Genomic DNA, 18,871 nt, shown 5'->3' with positions numbered 1-18,871 from the left:
AAACGTTTTCGTGTTAGTAACTTTTTCAATTATCAGCATTTTTGCTGCATTTATTTAAAAATATGAAAAATTTGTGGTTTTCATTTAAAGCAATATCTTTACTTGAAGAAATCCTGATAAATGAAAAGAAAAATTACTTTAAAGCAAATTGCTAAAGAGCTAGGTGTGTCTATAGGAACCGTATCAAAAGCTTTAAAGGATAGCAAGGAAATTAGCGAAGAAACCAAAGAGAAAATTCAAGCTTTTGCTAAATACTACAACTACAAACCCAATAATATTGCATTAAGTTTAAAGAATAGGAAAACTAAAACCATAGGTATTCTTATTCCTGAAATTGTGCATCACTTCTTTTCTAAAGTTATTCAAGGCATTGAAAAAGTAGCCAATAAAAAAGGCTATAATGTTATTATAGGTTTGTCTAACGAATCTTTCGATAAAGAGGTTATAAATATGGAAATGTTGGCCAGCGGAAGTATTGATGGATTTATCATGTCAATTTCCAAGGAAACCTTATTGCAGCAAGATTATCATCACCTTAACGAAACCATTAATCAAGGGATGCCTATTGTGATGTTCGATCGTGTGGTAAGTGATATTCGATGTGATAAAGTGATTATAAATGATGTTGAAGCTGCTAAAAAAGCAGTGAATAAACTTATAAAAAACAACTGCAAGAAAATTGCCATAATCACTACTAAAGATTATGTAAATGTTGGTAGACTACGTACACAAGGCTATGTTGAAGCATTGAATGACCATGAAATAGCCCCCGAACCCGAACTTATTTTAAAGGTTGATGATAAATTAGTCACCGAAGATTATATCGATGTTTTAGAAGAAGAAATTAAATCTTTATTTTTAATAAATCCAGACATCGATGGGGTTTTTGCGGTAAACGAATTGTATGCCATTACCACGATGAAGGTTGCTAAAAATTTAGGACGAAAAATTCCAGAAGATCTTCAAGTTATCGGTTTTACAGACGGTGTATTGTCCAGGCATGCATCGCCTAGTTTAACAACAGTGACTCAATACGGACAAAAAATAGGAGAGGTTGCAGCGGCATTACTTATAGAAAAAATAGAGAGTGAAGCCAGCGAAGACCCTGTTAGAACGGTAGTTATAGAAACGGAATTGATTGAAAGGGAATCAACTAAATAAAATTTAACATGGTCAAATAAAAATCTTTTGTATATTTGCCAACGATCAAGACTTATATTTTTACTTCTCAACTAATAAGTAAGTTTTGATAAGTATTTTTTCCGCTTATCAATAGTATCAATTTAAATTATACTATTAATGAAAAAGCGCGCCCTTAATTTCTGGGAAATTTGGAACATGAGTTTCGGTTTTCTGGGAATACAATTCGGATTTGCATTACAAGGAGGCTTTATGTCTCGAATTTTTCAAACTTTAGGAGCCGATAAAGACGCTATTCCATTGTTATGGATTGCTGCACCTTTAACCGGGTTACTCGTTCAGCCAATAATTGGTTATTTAAGCGACCGCACGTGGAGTCCGCGATGGGGCCGTCGTAGGCCTTATTTTCTTATAGGTGCTGTTTTAAGCTCACTGGCTTTGCTAATCGTGCCACATTCGCCTACGTTGTGGGTGGCTGCAGGTTTTTTATGGATTCTAGATGCTTCAATTAATGTGTCTATGGAGCCTTTTCGCGCTTTGGTTGCCGATAAATTGCCAGATTCACAACGTTCCTATGGTTTTGTGGTTCAAACACTTATTATCGGAATTGGTACCTGGGTAGCAAGTAACCTACCTTGGCTTGTTTCACAATTGGGAGTTAGCGATTCTGCGCCCATGGGTGTTGTGCCAATGTCGGTTAAAGTAGCCTTCGGAATTGGTGCCTTTGTGTTTTTAACGAGTATTTTATTTACGGTATTCACTACTTCCGAATATCCGCCAGAGGACATGGAAGCCTTTGAAAAAGAAAAAGCTAAGAAAAATCAATTCATTCCAGACATTCTTAACAATATTGGCAATATGCCAACCACGATGAAGAAATTGGGGCTGATTCAATTTTTTAGTTGGTTCGCATTTTTCACTATGTGGAGTTTGGCAAATCCAGCCTTAACAGAGCATGTGTTTCATACGCCAGCACCAATAGAATCGGCGTACGATTTAAGCATTCCAGCACAAGCCGAAGCTTTCGATGTGGCCAATACAGCCTTCCAAAAAGCATCCAATTTAGTGGGGTCTTCTATGGGGGTTTATGGTTTGTCTTCTATGGCATTTGCTTTAATTCTAGCATTTTATACTTCTAAAAAACGCATTAACAGAAAGTATGTACACATGTTTTCACTGGTTTTAGGCGGCATAGGGTTTTTATCTATGTATTATGTGCCGTCGCCAGAATTTTTAAAATATTCGTTTATTCTTGTTGGTATTGCTTGGGGGAGTATTTTATCCATGCCTTATGCCATGTTATCTAGCTCGGTAGATCCAAATAAAATGGGTGTTATCATGGGCATTTTTAACATGTTTATTGTTATTCCGCAAATTATAGCTGCTATTGGCGGTATTAATTTCATTTCAAACTTATTAGGAGAAGAAACTATAAATGCCATGTTAGTGGCAGGTTTTAGTTTAATTATTGCAGGGCTTTGTAATTTATTAATTACAAATAAACAGGCCATTTCATACCAACCAGAATTAGAACAGTAATGAAAAGAAAAGGATTTATTTTCGATTTAGACGGTGTTATTGTAGACACTGCAAAGTATCACTTTTTGGCATGGAAAAACCTTGCCCATAGTTTGGGATTCGATTTTACCGAAGCTCAAAATGAACAACTTAAAGGTGTGAGTCGTGTAGACTCACTTAACAAAATTTTGGCTTGGGGAAACACAAGGGTTTCCGAAGACAAATTTCAAGCTTTAATGACCTTAAAAAATGACGAATATTTAGGCTATATCGATAAGATGGACGATTCTGAAATCTTAATCGATGTGCCAAAAGTTTTAGATTTTTTAAAAGCAAACAACCAAGGGGTTTCCCTAGGTTCTGCCAGTAAAAACGCTAGAAAAATATTAGATAAAGTACATCTACTCGCCAAGTTTGATGCCATTGTAGATGGTAACGATGTAAGTAAAGCAAAACCAGATCCGGAAGTGTTTTTAAATGCCGCTTCGGCGATAAAAATTAAACCAGAAAATTGTATTGTTTTCGAAGATTCTGTTGCAGGGGTACAAGCTGCAAATATTGCAAATATGATATCTATAGGCATAGGAAGCAAAGACGTGTTACATGAAGCCGATTATATTTTTAACGACTTCTCAGAGATTTCCGAAGACTTTATAAAAGAGTTAATTAACAAGTAGAATAACCGAACATAGAATTTAGAAAAGCAGGGTCTCAACGATACATCGTTAGGAGGAGTACGCTTTTACTTTATTCTTTATCCTAAAAATAAAATGAATCAAGATTATATAAAACCAGATAATTGGTCAATCATAGAAGAAGGGTTTGATGTTGAACGCGTTAAATCTTCAGAAAGTTTATTCAGTATTGGTAACGGTGCCATGGGGCAACGCGCTAATTTTGAAGAACATTATTCTGGACCAACCTTTCAAGGGAGTTATATCGCAGGCGTCTATTATCCAGATAAAACACGCGTTGGCTGGTGGAAAAACGGCTATCCAGAGTATTTCGCAAAAGTATTAAATGCGCCAAATTGGATTGGGATAAACGTGTTTGTAAACGGCACTTCTTTCGATTTGTTTACCTGTAAAACGGTGTCCAATTTTAAACGTGAATTAAATATGAAAGCAGGTTGGTTGTCGCGTTCTTTTCGTGCAACATTGCCTAACAACATTGAAATTGCTGTAGAAACAAAACGTTTTTTAAGTTTAGATTTAGATGAGGTTGGCGCCATTTCATACAGTGTAACGCCTTTAAATGTGGATGCTGAGATTGCTTTCGAACCTTATCTAGATTCAGGGATTACTAATGAAGATACGAATTGGGACGATAAATTTTGGGAAACCACTGCGGTCACTCAAGATAAAAACAAGGCGTTTATTGAGGCATATACCATGAAAACAGAATTTAAAACCTGTACGTTTATGGCTTCGGAATATTTCTTAAATGGTGAAAAGTTAAACGCTAAAGAAACGGTTTCGTATACCGATAAAAGCATCACTTTTAAGCATGCTTCAACTGTAAAACAAAATCAAACTTTTTGTATTCATAAGTTTGGAGGCTATACAGTAGATCGTAATCATGAGGCTTCACAGTTGGTTTCAGCAGCAAAAAAGGTACTAAATAAAGTACTTAGTCTAGGTTTTGAACAACTTTTAGTGCAGCAGGAGTTTGCTTGGGCTAAAATTTGGGAGATGGCCGATATTACTATTTCTGGCGATGTTAAGGCGCAACAAGGCATCCGATTTAATATTTTTCATTTAAATCAGACCTATTTAGGTAAAGATGCCCGTTTAAATATTGGGCCAAAAGGCTTTACAGGAGAAAAATACGGCGGAAGTACCTATTGGGATACCGAAGCTTATTGCATTCCGTTTTATATGGCGACCAAAGACCAAAAAGTAGCTCGAAATTTATTAACGTATCGCTATAATCAATTGGATAAAGCCATTGAGAATGCCAAGAATAATTTAGGCTTTAAAAACGGCGCTGCTTTATATCCAATGGTAACCATGAATGGTGAAGAATGCCATAACGAATGGGAGATAACCCATGAAGAAATTCATAGAAATGGCGCCATAGCTTTTGCTATTTACAACTACCACCGTTATACAGGCGATTACTCATACATTCCTGAAAAAGGATTGGAAGTGTTAATAGGTATTGCCCGTTTTTGGCATCAAAGAGCATCATTTTCAACGCAAAAAAATCAATATGTTATTTTAGGGGTTACAGGGCCTAATGAATACGAAAATAACATCAATAATAATTTTTACACCAATTATATAGCCAAATGGTGTATTGATTATGCAGCAGAACAAACCGAAAAGGTCAAAGCAGAATACAACTCAGATTTCTGTAGAATTATCGAAAAAACCAAGCTTTCGGTTGCCGAAATTTCGGCATGGAAAGAAGTGGCAGATAATATGTATTTCCCAAAATCGGAAGCATTAGGCGTCTATTTGCAACAAGATGGTTTTTTAGATAAAGAATTGGTTCCTGTTAAAGATTTAGACAAATCGCAGCGCCCAATAAACCAAAAATGGTCTTGGGATCGTGTTTTACGTTCACCATACATTAAACAAGCCGATGTTTTACAGGGGTTTTACTTTTTCGAAGATCATTTTTCAAAGGAAGAATTACAACGAAATTTCGAGTTTTACGAAGCGTTTACAGTTCACGAAAGTTCGCTTTCGCCTTGCGTGCATTCCATTCAAGCCGCTGTTTTAGACAAAATGGATATGGCTTATACCTTTTATTTACGAACTTCTCGTTTGGATTTAGACGATTATAATAAAGAAGTAGAAGAAGGCTGCCACATCACATCTATGGCAGGAACTTGGATGAGTATTGTTGAAGGTTTTGGAGGCATGCGTGTTAAGGATGATACCTTGCATTTTGCGCCAAAAATCCCCAAAGAATGGGAGGCTTATTCGTTTAAAATTAATTTCAGAAATCAAATTCTGAAAGTAAATATCAATCATAACGAAACCACGTTTACGGTTGATGGTGACCATGATTTACCAATAATAGTTAATGGTCAAAAAGTAATGGCAGAAAAATCTGTTGTTGCATAAAAGTGAGTTTTTAAAATTCTGAAAAGAGTTTTTGTTAATAGTTAGTTTTTTTTTGTTTGAAACAATCCCAATTCATTTTGGGGTTGTTTATTTGTTTGGATTGTCTTTTATGTGATTATTGAAATTTGAATATATTTAATTGAAGACAGTTAGTGTTGTTACAGGGCGGACACACTATAATTCCCTCAAGTGGATAGTTGCACGTTTTCAATTCAAATTCAAAAACAAGTGGTTAAGGTAGTTTAAAATAATGTGTACATTCTTAAAGATTCTTGTAGAAGGAATATCCTCTAGAGGGATTATAGGGGGTGTTTTAATAACTATAACAATCAATAAATAGCGAGAAAATCAATGAAAACTTATTTCATGGGTCATTATTAAATAGATTATAAATATGCATACCGAAACTATCATATTCAAAGAGCAACAGAAAATTAGTATTAAGGACAATAAAACTTTAAAAAGAGTAAACAACGGCTTTTAAATTAAAACACATATCTCATGAAAAAAAATAGTATAATCCTTATTGCTTTCCTAATGTTAGTCCATGTGATGAAAGCTCAAGAATTAAAATCGCCAAACGGAGATTTGGTCATGCATTTTTCGCTTTTAAGTGATGGTACGCCAACCTATAAACTTGCATATAAAAATAAGGAAGTGATTAAAACCAGTAAATTAGGTCTTGAATTAAAGGATGATAAAACGTCTTTATTAAATAATTTCAGCTTAAGCGATACAAAAACTTCAACTTTCGATGAAACTTGGAAACCGGTTTGGGGCGAGGAAGCCCAAATTAGAAATCATTATAACGAATTGGCAGTCACCTTAACGCAAAAGGAAACCGAGCGTATTATGGTGGTTCGTTTTAGAATGTTTAATGAAGGACTGGGCTTTCGTTATGAATTTCCAGCGCAAAAAAACTTAGTGTATTTCACCATAAAGGAAGAACGTACACAGTTTGCCATGGCTGGGGATCATACCGCATTTTGGATTCCAGGTGATTACGATACCCAAGAATATGATTATACAGAATCGAAATTATCTGAAATTCGTAGTTTTTATGAAGGTGCTGTAACCGATAATTTATCGCAAACCTCTTTCTCGCCAACAGGCGTACAAACGTCGTTAATTATGAAGACCAATGATGGTTTGTATTTAAACTTACACGAAGCAGCACTTATTAATTATTCTTGTATGCATCTTAATTTAGATGATAAAAATATGGTGTTCGAATCTTGGTTAACGCCCGATGCAAATGGCGATAAAGGCTATATGCAAGCACCTGCAAACTCGCCTTGGCGAACCATTATGGTGAGTGATGATGCCCGTGATATTTTAGCATCTAAAATGACTTTAAACTTAAACGAGCCTTGTGCGATTGAAGATACCTCATGGATTAAGCCTGTAAAATACATTGGTGTTTGGTGGGAAATGATTACAGGAAAAGGCTCTTGGCAATATACCGATGATTTACCAGCGGTTCAATTAGGAGTAACCGATTATACAAAAGTGACACCAAATAAAACGCATTCAGCAAATAACACCAAAGTAAAACGCTACATTGATTTTGCTTCAAAACATGGCTTTGATGCGGTTTTAGTTGAAGGTTGGAATGTAGGTTGGGAAGATTGGTATGGCCATTCTAAAGATTATGTATTCGACTTTGTAACCCCTTATCCAGATTTTGATGTTGAAGCAATTCATGCCTACGCCAAATCTAAAGGTGTCGACATGATGATGCATCACGAAACCTCGGCATCGGTTAGAAATTACGAACGCCACATGGATGCAGCGTATCAGTTTATGAACGATCACGGTTACAAATCGGTTAAAAGTGGCTATGTTGGCGATATTTTACCGCGTGGCGAAAACCATTATAATCAATGGATTGTGAACCATTATCAATATGCTATTGAAAAGGCGGCCGATTATAAAATTATGGTGAACGCGCACGAAGCCGTTCGTCCAACAGGAATTGCAAGAACCTATCCGAATTTAATAGGAAACGAATCGGCTAGAGGTACCGAGTATCAATCTTTTGGAGGTTCAAAACCAAATCATGTGACGGTGTTGCCTTTTACACGTTTAATTGGCGGACCTATGGATTATACACCTGGAATTTTTGAAATGGACATTTCTAAATTAAATCCAGAAAACCATTCGCATGTAAACAGTACTATTGCGAACCAATTAGCCTTGTATGTTACCATGTACAGTCCGTTGCAAATGGCGGCCGATTTACCAGAGCATTACGAGCAATTTATGGATGCTTTTCAGTTTATAAAAGACGTGGCTATTGATTGGGATAACAGTATTTATTTAGAAGCCGAACCTGGACATTATATTACTGTAGCCCGTAAAGAAAAAGGGAGCAGTAATTGGTTTGTAGGCAATGTAAACGGCAATGACGCTAGAACTTCAAAAATAAGTTTAGACTTTTTAGAAAAAAATAAAAAGTATGAAGCCACCATTTATGCCGATGCTAAAGATGCGCACTACAAAACCAATCCGCAAGCTTATGTAATTACTAAAAAGAAAGTAAGCCATAAGACTAAATTGTCTCAATTATCTGTACCAGGAGGTGGTTATGCTATTAGCATTATGGAAGTAAAATAATTTTTTTTGAAGATTTTTTAGAAACAAAATAGGTGTCGTATGAGTAGAAATATAAAAGGATTAAGTAGAAAAATACAAGCCACTCTGTTACTGGTTGTGTTGGTTTTGGGTATGACTTTAAATGCTCAAATTACACGCGTTGAACCTTCAAATTGGTGGGTGGGTTTTAAAAATTCAGAACTTCAATTGTTAGTGTATGGTCCCAAAATAGGGGAGGCTGTTCCCGAAATTAATTATGAAGGCGTAAGCATTACCAAAGTACATCACGCTAAAAGTCCGAATTATTTATTCATCGATTTAAATATTTCTGCTTCAGCTAAACCCGGAAGTTTTGATATTGTTTTCAAACCTAAAAAAGGTAAAAAAATAGTTTACAAATATGAATTGAAAGCGCGAGACAAATCCGCGGAAGCGTATATAGGATTTAACAGTAGTGATGCCATTTATTTAATTACGCCCGATCGTTTTGCGAATGGCGATACATCCAACGATGTGGTTAAAAGCATGCAAGAGAAAGTGCTTAACCGTAAAGATGATTATGGCAGGCATGGTGGGGATATTCGTGGTATAATTAATAATTTAGATTACATCCACGGATTGGGATTTACAGCCATTTGGCCAACGCCTATGTTAACTAACGATATGCCAACATCGTCGTATCATGGTTATGCTATGACCGATTTTTATGAAGTCGATCCGCGTTTTGGAACTTTAGATGAATACATCGAATTGTCTCAAGAAATGAACGAGCGTGGTTTAAAATTAATTATGGATATGGTGGCAAACCACTGCGGAAGTAACCATTGGTGGATGACCGATTTGCCTTTTGAAGACTGGGTAAATCAGCAAAAAACTTTTGAAACTAAGGGTAAACTGAAAAATTCAAATCATAGACGTACAGCAAATCAGGATGTTTATGCTTCAAAAATTGATAAGCAAGACATGACTGAAGGGTGGTTTGTGCCGTCTATGCCAGATTTAAATCAGAAGAATCCGTTTATGGCGAAATACATCATTCAAAATAATATTTGGTGGATAGAAACTTTAGGCTTGGGCGGTATTCGTCAAGACACCTACCCGTATCCAGACAAAGCGTTTATGAGCGATTGGGCGGGCGCCATTATGAGCGAATATCCCAATTTTAGTATTGTTGGCGAAGAGTGGAGCACCAATCCGTTATTGGTTCGTTATTGGCAAACAGGCACGCCAAATAAGGAAGGTTACGAGTCGCATTTAACATCGACGATGGATTTTCCGATGCAAGAAAACATTGTAAATGCTCTAAATGAAGAAGAGGCTTGGAGCACAGGTTTCGTAAAAATGTACGAAGGTTTAGCGATGGATTTTACCTATACCAACCCTGAAGCGATTTTAGTGTTTCCAGACAATCACGATATGGATCGCGTGTTTACACAGTTAAAAGAAAATGTGGTAAATACAAAAATGGCATTGAGTTATATATTCCTAATGCCACGCATTGTACAAATGTATTACGGCACAGAAATATTAATGCAAAACACTGCAAAACCTCACGATCATGGTTTAATTAGAACCGATTTTCCTGGCGGCTGGGAAGGCGATGCTGTTAATGCTTTTTCAGGAAAAGGCTTAACAAAGGAGCAAGTAGATATGCAGGGTTTTGTTCAAAAAATATTGAACTACAGAAAGGAAAGTGAGGCCATTCATAAAGGGAAAACCATTCATTTTGCTCCAGAAAATGGGGTTTATCTGTTAAGTAGAATCGAAGGCAATGAAACTGTGGTGTTAATTTTGAATAAAAATGAAAGTCCCATTGATTTAGATCTGTCACATTTTAAAGAGTTAGGCTTGGAAGGGAAAACACTTAAAAATGTAATTTCAGGTGAAGCGGTCAAGTGGGATGCTACATTGAAACTTTCAAAAAAAGGACCACTTTTATTAACAACTAAATAATATCCTGCTGGTGGATACCATAAATTAGGTATGATAATTACAACAATAACGTTTTGAAGTTAAGTAGGGTATGGCCTATCGAAAATTTATCGTAAAATTTGAAGTGAAAACACCGTAAAATTTCAGACTGTTTGAGCTAAACGAGTTTTTGAAGCTAGCAATAATTTTCAAAGCGAGTTTCTGAAATTTAGGTGTCGAGCGATAAATTTAGATAAAGATTCGTAAGCCTAGATTTTTTTGGTTCGTTTTTTCATCAATGGAAAAAATGAACAACACTATTGCTTATTACGAGAATGATAGAAAAATAATATTCAGAAAAAATAAATTTTAAGTTAGAAATTAAATAAAAACAACATGTTAAAGCTTCGCGTAGTATCCATTGTAACGGTTTTAGTTGTATTAGTAAGTTGTGGCACTAAAGAGAAAGAAGTATTGTCTGAAAATAACTTGATGGCGAACGATAAAAAATCAAGAAAAGAAGTCGTTTATCAAGTGTTTACCCGCTTGTTCGGCAACACAAACACGACCAATAAACCTTGGGGAACCATTGAAGAAAATGGCGTTGGTAAGTTTAGCGATTTTACAGATAAAGCTTTAGCAGAAATAAAGGATTTAGGGGTAACGCACATTTGGTATACAGGCGTTCCGCATCATGATGTCATTACCGATTATACAAAATATGGCATTTCTAACGACGACCCCGATGTGGTAAAAGGACGCGCCGGTTCGCCTTATGCGGTTAAAGATTATTACAATGTAAATCCAGATTTGGCCGAAAATCCAGCAGCGCGTTTACAAGAATTTGAAGCTTTAATAGAACTTACGCATAAAGCCGGTTTAAAATTGATTATTGATATCGTTCCTAATCACGTAGCACGAAATTATAAAAGCATTTCCAAACCAGAAGGGATTACCGATTTTGGAGAAACCGACGATAAAACAGTGGTTTATAGCGTAAATAATAATTTTTATTACAATCCGGGAGAGGCTTTTAAAGTGCCCAATTGGCAAAATGGCTATTTGCCTTTAGGCGGGGAGAAGCATCCGTTGTCGGATGGTAAGTTTGAAGAAGTCCCATCGAAATGGACAGGGAACGGTTCGCGTTTATCGCAACCAGATCCTAACGATTGGTACGAAACGGTTAAAATTAATTACGGGGTATCGCCCGAGGGAAGACATGATTTTGACCCTTTGCCCGAAGGTTTCGATATGAAGGATTATAAAGCACATTTCGAGTTTTGGAAAGGTAAAACCGTACCAGATTCTTGGGATAAGTTTAAAGATATTGCCTTGTTTTGGACCGAAAAAGGTGTTGATGGTTTTCGTTATGATATGGCTGAAATGGTTCCTGTTGAATTTTGGAGCTACATGAATTCTGCTATAAAAATGAAAAATCCTGACGCTTTTTTGCTTGCCGAAGTTTATAACCCAAGTTTGTACCGCGATTATATCCGTAAAGGAAAAATGGATTACTTATACGATAAAGTACAATTGTACGACACTTTAAAACATGTGATTCAAGGTTATGGGAAAACCGATAATATTCCTCCCATTCAAGAGGATTTAAAAGATATTGAACACCACATGCTACACTTTTTAGAGAATCATGACGAGCAGCGTATTGCAAGCCCAGAATTTGCAGGAAATGCTCAAATAGCTAAACCTGCCATGGTGGTTTCGGCAACCATAAGTACATCACCGACTTTAATTTATTTCGGACAAGAATTAGGGGAGCCAGGAGCCGAAGATTTAGGTTTTGGAGATCCTTCAAGAACTTCAATTTTCGATTATGGTAGTGTACCAACCATAAACCGTTGGGTGAATAATAAACAATTTGATGGCGGCCAATCCACTGCAGAAGAATTGAACCTACGCGATTTTTATAAGCGTTTGTTAAACGTGACTATTTCTAGCGAAGCCTTAATGGGGGCCTACCAAGATTTACACGAATACAATAAAGCAGATACCGAGTTTTATACGGCAAAACAATTGGCTTATGCGCGTTGGAGTTCTAATGAAAAACTTATTGTTATAAGTAATTTTGATGCAGATTACGGTGCCGAAATTAATTTGAAATTACCAGAAGCACTTATTAAAACATGGCAGTTGGAATCAAGAGATTATCTGTTGGAAGATTTGTTGTATGATAAATATAAGACCGTGTTAAAAGTTTCAGAAAATGAAGCTGTGGCAAAAATAACTTTGAAACCTTTAGAGTCTTTCATCTTAAAATTACAATAAGATATGCTTAAATTAGGATCACTTTTTATTTTAGGAATGCTATTCGTAGGATGTCAAAATCAACAAGAAAAGCTAAAGGAGGCCGAGGCTGTGCCTTTTGATTGGGATGCAGCTACCATATATTTCATGCTTACCGATAGGTTTAATAATGGTGATACTACAAACGATGTGAATTTTAACCGTAATAAAGAAACCGGCGTTTTACGTGGTTTTGAAGGCGGCGATATTAAAGGTGTTATCGAAAAAATTGAAGCGGGCTATTTTACAAAACTGGGGGTGAATGCCATTTGGATGACGCCCATTGTAGAACAAATTCATGGCGGCACCGATGAAGGGACTGGGGTAACTTACGGTTATCATGGCTATTGGACTAAAGATTGGACCAACCTAGATCCTAATTTTGGAACCAAAGCCGATTTAAAACATCTTGTTGAGGTTGCGCATAAAAACGGCATCCGTATTGTTTTAGATGCCGTAATAAATCATACAGGGCCAGTAACCGCCCAAGATCCTGTTTGGCCAGACGATTGGGTGCGTACAGGACCTGCTTGCGATTATCATAATTTCGACAGTACGGTAACTTGTACGCTAGTTGAGAACTTACCAGATATAAGAACCGAAAGCAACGATAGTGTAGAACTTCCAACGCAATTGGTTGAAAAATGGAAAGCAGAAGGGCGTTACGAGCAAGAAATTGCCGAATTGGATGCTTTTTTTGAAAAAACAGGTTATCCTAGAGCGCCACGATTTTACATCATGAAATGGTTGGCCGATTATGTTACCGAATTTGGCATTGACGGTTACCGTGTAGATACCGTAAAACACACGGAAGCCTACGTGTGGCAGGAATTCAGAAAAGTTTTAGATGCCGCTTTTGCTGATTTTAAAACCAATAACCCTGAAAAGGTTTTAGATGCTAACGGTTTTTATTTAGTGGGCGAAGTTTATAACTACGGAATAAGCGCCACGAAAGCATTCGATTTTGGCGATAAAAAAGTAAATTATTTCGATAAGGCTTTCAATCAGTTAATCAATTTTGAATTTAAGTGGGATGCGCAGCAATTGGATTATGAAACCATGTTTTCAAAATACGATGCATTACTTCATAACGATTTAAAAGGATATAGCGTATTAAACTATTTAACGTCCCATGACGATGGGCAACCTTTCGATGCTAAACGAGAAAAATCATTTGAAACTGCTACAAAACTATTATTATCACAAGGGGCGGCTCAAATATATTACGGCGACGAATCGGCTAGGGTTTTACATGCTGAAGGGGCAGTAGGCGATGCCAATTTGCGAACGTTTATGAATTGGGAGGCTGTCAAATCAAATCCAGAAACACAAGCAATTTTAAATCATTGGCAAAAAATAGGGCAGTTTAGAGCAAAGCACCCGTCAGTAGGCGCAGGAAAGCATCATATGATTTCTCAAACACCTTATGTGTTTTCAAGAAGTTATCATAAAACCAATTTTAATGATGCCGTTGTTATCGGATTAAATTTAGAAAAAGGCATAAAAAATATCGCTGTTTCCAATGTTTTTGAAGAAGGAACAACAGTTCGCGATGCCTATTCGGGAACCCTTTCAAAAGTAATAAACGCTCATGTGGAAATTCATTCAGACTTTAATTTGGTACTTCTTGAAAAAGCAGATATCAGTCATTAAGAAAACCCATCAGAAAATAATTAGATCCATACCATATCATTTTATTTCATTGAAATTAATCAATACAAAAAGTGACACCTTACAGTTAATCCACTTCCAAAGTAGATAAATGGTAAAACGGCGTTCCAGAGTCGGTTATACCTTCAATTTTTATAGCATAGTTTGTTTGAATATCACTTGTAAAGAATGAGATTTCAGCATTGGGATTTTGTGTTGATAATCTAATTTTTGGTTCCCAATGTAAGGTGGTTCTAATGTCTTGTTTTGAAGCTTCATTAAATTCATCGTCATAATCTGGCGCATAAAATTCTCTTGCGGTATAAAAACCTTTAGCCGTAAAATCGATAATTCCTGGCTTACGTTCGATGTTTGAATTTTGATTAAACGAACCTTCCTTAGAGTAAATAGCAATTATTCCATTTGCAGCATTACTATACATGGCAGCGTCTATGCCTGTTAGCACATCAATAAATTCTATGTTATCTCCTGTCATGAATTCAATATCTTCTAATTCAACAATAACACCATCAAGCATAATTTTTGGGGTTCCCGAATTTCGAATTGATATGGATCCGTTATGGGCAGAAACTCCAGGTAGCATATTAATTAAAAAAAAGATGGATTGCGATTGGTAATTTTCATATTCGCTCATATCAATTCTATGACTAGGTTCGCCATGAAGTGTTCTATCATTTAATTCATTGTGTCGTTTTTCTTCTTCTGTTTCTCTTGTAGCTGTTATTAAAACTTCCTCCAGTCTTGTGGCGTTGTCTAAATATAACGAGTCAATAAATATTTCGTTTTTCGATTGATTGATGAAGTTGATAACTTTTGTACTGTCTTCTATAAAATCTTTAATAACGGCATGCTTTGTTATTTTAGGGCTGTTATTAAAAGGCGCGTCTAAATAAATAGAAACAAATCTGTTTTTCTTGTTTGCATCAGATTTGAAATCTTTAACTCGAGCTTCAATAAGTACGGGCATAGAATCATTAAAAATGAATGGCCCGTATTTAAAGATTCCGTGTTCATTGGATTGCATTTTGTCTTGAAACGGAGGCTTACTCATGAAGGTAATTCTAGTGGCCGCCGATATTTTTGTAAGACTCTTATCTTGATATAGGGTTCTTCCAGAAATATAGAGGCCAGTTTCGGCATTGTATTTATCTGGGCTAGGGCTTTTATATAGTAAATCTGTCCAAGTAAATCGTCTCCAACCATGACTTAACATAACTAAATCGAGAAGGTAGCGTCTTTTAGGATCGTTATTTTTTTCAAAAAAGTAACCTGGATTTTTAATGGTACCGCGTAAATCGGAATTTAATAAAAGGTAGGTTTTTATATTTTCACTTTTTGTGCTTTGTCCAACGGCATCAATATCTGTGATAGACATGGACATATTCCCAGATAGGGGTAAGCTGTCCTTATCTTTTAAGTTTAGTTTTAAAGTGACTTTGTCTCTTGTTTTTGGAGATTTCTTGTTAAGGGAGACATTTACTTTGATATCATTTTCGGGGTTGTCTATAAAAACTAAACGTTCGCAAACAGGTCTGCCATTATTATCGAACAGTGTAAAATTGGCAACACCGTCACGCAGTAGTTTTGTGCTAAGTTGTACCGAATATTCATGAACGCCTTCGGTTTCAAGTTTTTCAAAAATTAAAGCCCCACGCTCATGTCCGACTAACAAAGTATTTTTAAGTCCTAATGCAGTGTTGGAAACAACGTTTATAATAATTTGGTTTCCATGATTTGCAGCGCTTAATTTATAGCCGTTTGGAAGTGCTTTTGGTAACGGATATTTTATTTCTTCATCATTAATAAACACACTCGCGTAATAGGTTTTGTTTGGTTCAGGATTTAATGTGATGAATGCCATACCCAAATCTTGGGTTTTAAAAGGACATACTTCAACTCCGTCTGAATTTTTAATAACCCCTTGAATTGAAACATCTCTATTTTTTTCATCACTAGCCTTAACAACCATTTTGCAGTGCAAACCATTTATTAAGTTACCACCTTCGGGATAAAAATTAAGTGTAGGTTTAAATTTGGGTTCTAATTTTTTTTCGGGAGTAGATTGCAATAAGGAATCAATACTCGCTGTGTTAATAGGTTTTTTTACATCCCAAATGCTAATTTCTTTCTGAAAAAAGTAATCGCCACTTTTATTGCGCATGTAATTGGTGTAGGCTCTAAGGGTGTATTTTCCTGGTTTTAAATCTGCGGTAATTTTAAAATCGCCAGCCACACTTACATCATCGGAGAAGAGTTGTTTTTTATCAATTATGGTATGCGAAGCATCAATAAGTTCAACATAAATAATGTTGCTTTTTTTAGAACGTTCGTGCGTAATTCCATTAACAAGGTATGCGGTATACCAAATATCATCACCAATAGTATAATAAGGTTTATCGGTTTGTAGGTATAGTTTTTCAGGATAGTTATTGGCGTAGTTTTCAAGTTTTTTAATTACTATTTCTCTAAAATTACTAACTAAAGTAAATGATAGGAGCGCCAATAAGGCAATACCAAGGATGAATTTTTTAATCATTAAAGTTAAGATTTTTACGCCACCTAGGGCTTGGTATTAGATGCTTAAAAACAAGAAAGGTTTAATGTGCAAATAGTTAAATCTTAAAAAATTAACAATTAAGTTGTGCTATCTTAAGGAAACTATAAAGTTTGAGGCAGAGGCTGTTAAACAAATCTAAAATCCTTTAAGGAAAGGGCTAAAAGTTTTTTCTTTGTAGTGTAATTAATTGAGAACAAAATTATTTCAAGAGTCCTCCTAAAATACTCTTAGAAAAATAAAATATTTAGTTTGTAAATTAGTATGGTTAGTTTAGTTTGTTAGTAAAAAAAGCCGGCTGGTTACCGGCTTTTTTAATACAATAAATTCAGCGAAAACGCCTTTTTTATACCACTTCTACAAATAAGCCGTCATCGGTATTTTCAACTTTAGCCAGATTATTTTTAGTTAATTCTTTAATGGTTTTATCCCATTTTTTATTTGATAAACCAGACTGTGTTTTCAGGTCGGTTAATGCTATTTTTTCAGCTTTCTTTAAAAGGTCTAAAACGGCTTTTCCTTCATCACTTAAAGCCACCGCTTTTTTCTCTGGGCGCATTTGCGGAAAGAATAAAACTTCTTGAATCGATTGATTATTGGTTAAAAACATAATTAATCGGTCCATACCAATACCCATTCCAGAAGTAGGTGGCATACCGTATTCTAAAGCACGTAAAAAGTCATGATCTATAAATTCGGTCGCTTCGTCATCACCTTTAGCAGCAAGTTTTAATTGGTGCTCAAAACGCTCGCGTTGGTCTATTGGGTCGTTCAATTCAGAATAAGCATTGGCAATTTCTTTACCACAAACCATAAGCTCAAAACGCTCGGTTAATTCTGGATTTTCTCGGTGTTCTTTACATAACGGACTCATCTCTTTAGGGTAGTCTGTAATGTAAGTTGGCTGAATGTAGTTGCCTTCACATTTCTCGCCAAATATTTCGTCAATTAGCTTGCCTTTCCCCATGGTTTCATCAACTTCAACACCAAGGTCTTTTGCAGCTTGTCTAATCTCTTCTTCAGTTTTTCCTGTAATATCAAACCCAGTAAAATGTTTGATAGAATCGGCCATAGTCACTCTCGCGTAAGGCGCTTTAAAATCAATTTCATGCTCGCCAAATTTCACTTTTGTCGTACCATTAACGGCCATGGCACAGTATTCTAATAAACGTTCGCAGAAACTCATCATCCAGTTGTAGTCTTTATAAGCCACATAAATTTCCATAGCGGTAAATTCTGGATTATGGGTACGGTCCATACCCTCGTTTCTAAAGTTTTTAGAAAACTCGTAAACCCCTTCAAAACCACCAACAATCAATCTTTTTAAATAAAGTTCGTTGGCAATTCGCATGTATAAAGGCACATCCAAAGCATTGTGATGCGTCATAAACGGACGCGCCGCAGCACCACCAGGAATAGGTTGTAAAACAGGCGTTTCAACCTCAAAATATCCCGCCGAATTAAAAAATTCGCGCATGGCATTAAAAAGTTTGGTACGCTTAATAAACACCTCTTTAACGTGTGGATTTACAACTAAATCGGCATAACGTTGTCTGTAACGTTGCTCTGGGTCTGTAAAAGCATCAAAAACAACACCGTCTTTTTCTTTTGGTAACGGCAGTGGTTTTAAGGCTTTACTTAATAAGGTAAAATCTTTAACACGAACCGATTTTTCGCCCACTTGCGTAGTGAACAATTCGCCTTCAATTCCTATAAAATCGCCAAAATCTAGAAGCTTTTTAAAAACTTCGTTGTATTTAACTTTGTCTTCGCCTGGGCAAACTTCGTCGCGATTAAAATACACTTGAATTTTACCTTCCGAATCTTGTAACTGTGCAAAACTCGCCTTTCCTTGCACCTTAACCATCATTAATCGTCCAGCGATAACAACGGGTTTACCTTCTTCAAATTGGTTTTTAACTTCGTTGGAAGTGTGGTTTACAGGATATAAATCAGCGGGGTAAGGGTTAATTCCTAATGCGCGTAATTTGGCTAATTTCTCTCTTCTTACAAGCTCTTGTTCAGATAATTGTGACATACTCTAAATACGGTGTGAAAATTTTTAAGGCACAAAGATAATCATTTGATTTTCGATTTACACTTAATG

General features: G+C 36.0%; 10 protein-coding genes. 8 read left to right on the top strand and 2 right to left on the bottom strand.

Going from position 1 to position 18,871, the window contains the following annotated elements; all coding sequences use genetic code 11:
- The first annotated feature begins 120 nt into the window (after positions 1-120).
- The 8 genes from H6X70_RS01625 (at position 121) to H6X70_RS01590 (ending at position 14,192) form a co-directional block, all read left to right on the top strand.
- A complete protein-coding gene (locus H6X70_RS01625) occupies positions 121-1,161 on the top strand; it encodes a LacI family DNA-binding transcriptional regulator (RefSeq protein ID WP_194765937.1) in 1,041 nt (346 codons plus the stop codon).
- 138 nt (positions 1,162-1,299) lie between these two features.
- Positions 1,300-2,679 (top strand): MFS transporter, encoded by a 1,380-nt coding sequence (locus H6X70_RS01620; protein WP_194765936.1) that lies wholly within the window; start codon positions 1,300-1,302, stop codon positions 2,677-2,679.
- Complete coding sequence (gene pgmB / locus H6X70_RS01615) at positions 2,679-3,335, top strand: beta-phosphoglucomutase (protein ID WP_194765935.1); 657 nt, start codon at positions 2,679-2,681, stop codon at positions 3,333-3,335. Before H6X70_RS01620 ends, pgmB begins: the two co-directional genes overlap by 1 nt.
- A 93-nt stretch (positions 3,336-3,428) precedes the next feature.
- Positions 3,429-5,732, top strand: a complete 2,304-nt coding sequence (locus H6X70_RS01610) for a glycoside hydrolase family 65 protein (RefSeq protein WP_194765934.1) — start codon at positions 3,429-3,431, stop codon at positions 5,730-5,732.
- Between the two features lie 501 nt (positions 5,733-6,233).
- Complete coding sequence (locus H6X70_RS01605) at positions 6,234-8,348, top strand: glycoside hydrolase family 97 protein (RefSeq protein ID WP_194765933.1); 2,115 nt, start codon at positions 6,234-6,236, stop codon at positions 8,346-8,348.
- A gap of 111 nt (positions 8,349-8,459) precedes the next feature.
- On the top strand, positions 8,460-10,280 hold the full coding sequence (locus H6X70_RS01600) for a glycoside hydrolase family 13 protein (protein WP_228530241.1): 1,821 nt from the start codon (positions 8,460-8,462) through the stop codon (positions 10,278-10,280).
- 354 nt (positions 10,281-10,634) lie between these two features.
- Complete coding sequence (locus H6X70_RS01595) at positions 10,635-12,521, top strand: alpha-amylase family protein (protein ID WP_194765931.1); 1,887 nt, start codon at positions 10,635-10,637, stop codon at positions 12,519-12,521.
- Between the two features lie 3 nt (positions 12,522-12,524).
- On the top strand, positions 12,525-14,192 hold the full coding sequence (locus H6X70_RS01590) for an alpha-amylase family glycosyl hydrolase (protein WP_194765930.1): 1,668 nt from the start codon (positions 12,525-12,527) through the stop codon (positions 14,190-14,192).
- A gap of 85 nt (positions 14,193-14,277) precedes the next feature.
- Here the strand turns inward: H6X70_RS01590 and H6X70_RS01585 are convergent, their stop codons facing one another.
- Positions 14,278-16,746 (bottom strand): TonB-dependent receptor plug domain-containing protein, encoded by a 2,469-nt coding sequence (locus H6X70_RS01585; RefSeq protein ID WP_194765929.1) that lies wholly within the window; start codon positions 16,744-16,746, stop codon positions 14,278-14,280.
- 364 nt (positions 16,747-17,110) lie between these two features.
- Complete coding sequence (gene lysS / locus H6X70_RS01580; protein WP_194765928.1) at positions 17,111-18,802, bottom strand: lysine--tRNA ligase; 1,692 nt, start codon at positions 18,800-18,802, stop codon at positions 17,111-17,113.
- Between the last annotated feature and the right edge of the window lie 69 nt (positions 18,803-18,871).

It is taken from the genome of Tamlana sp. I1 (genome assembly GCF_015355625.1).
GTDB lineage: Bacteria > Bacteroidota > Bacteroidia > Flavobacteriales > Flavobacteriaceae > Pseudotamlana.
This window is presented reverse-complemented; position numbering and strand designations above follow the sequence as displayed.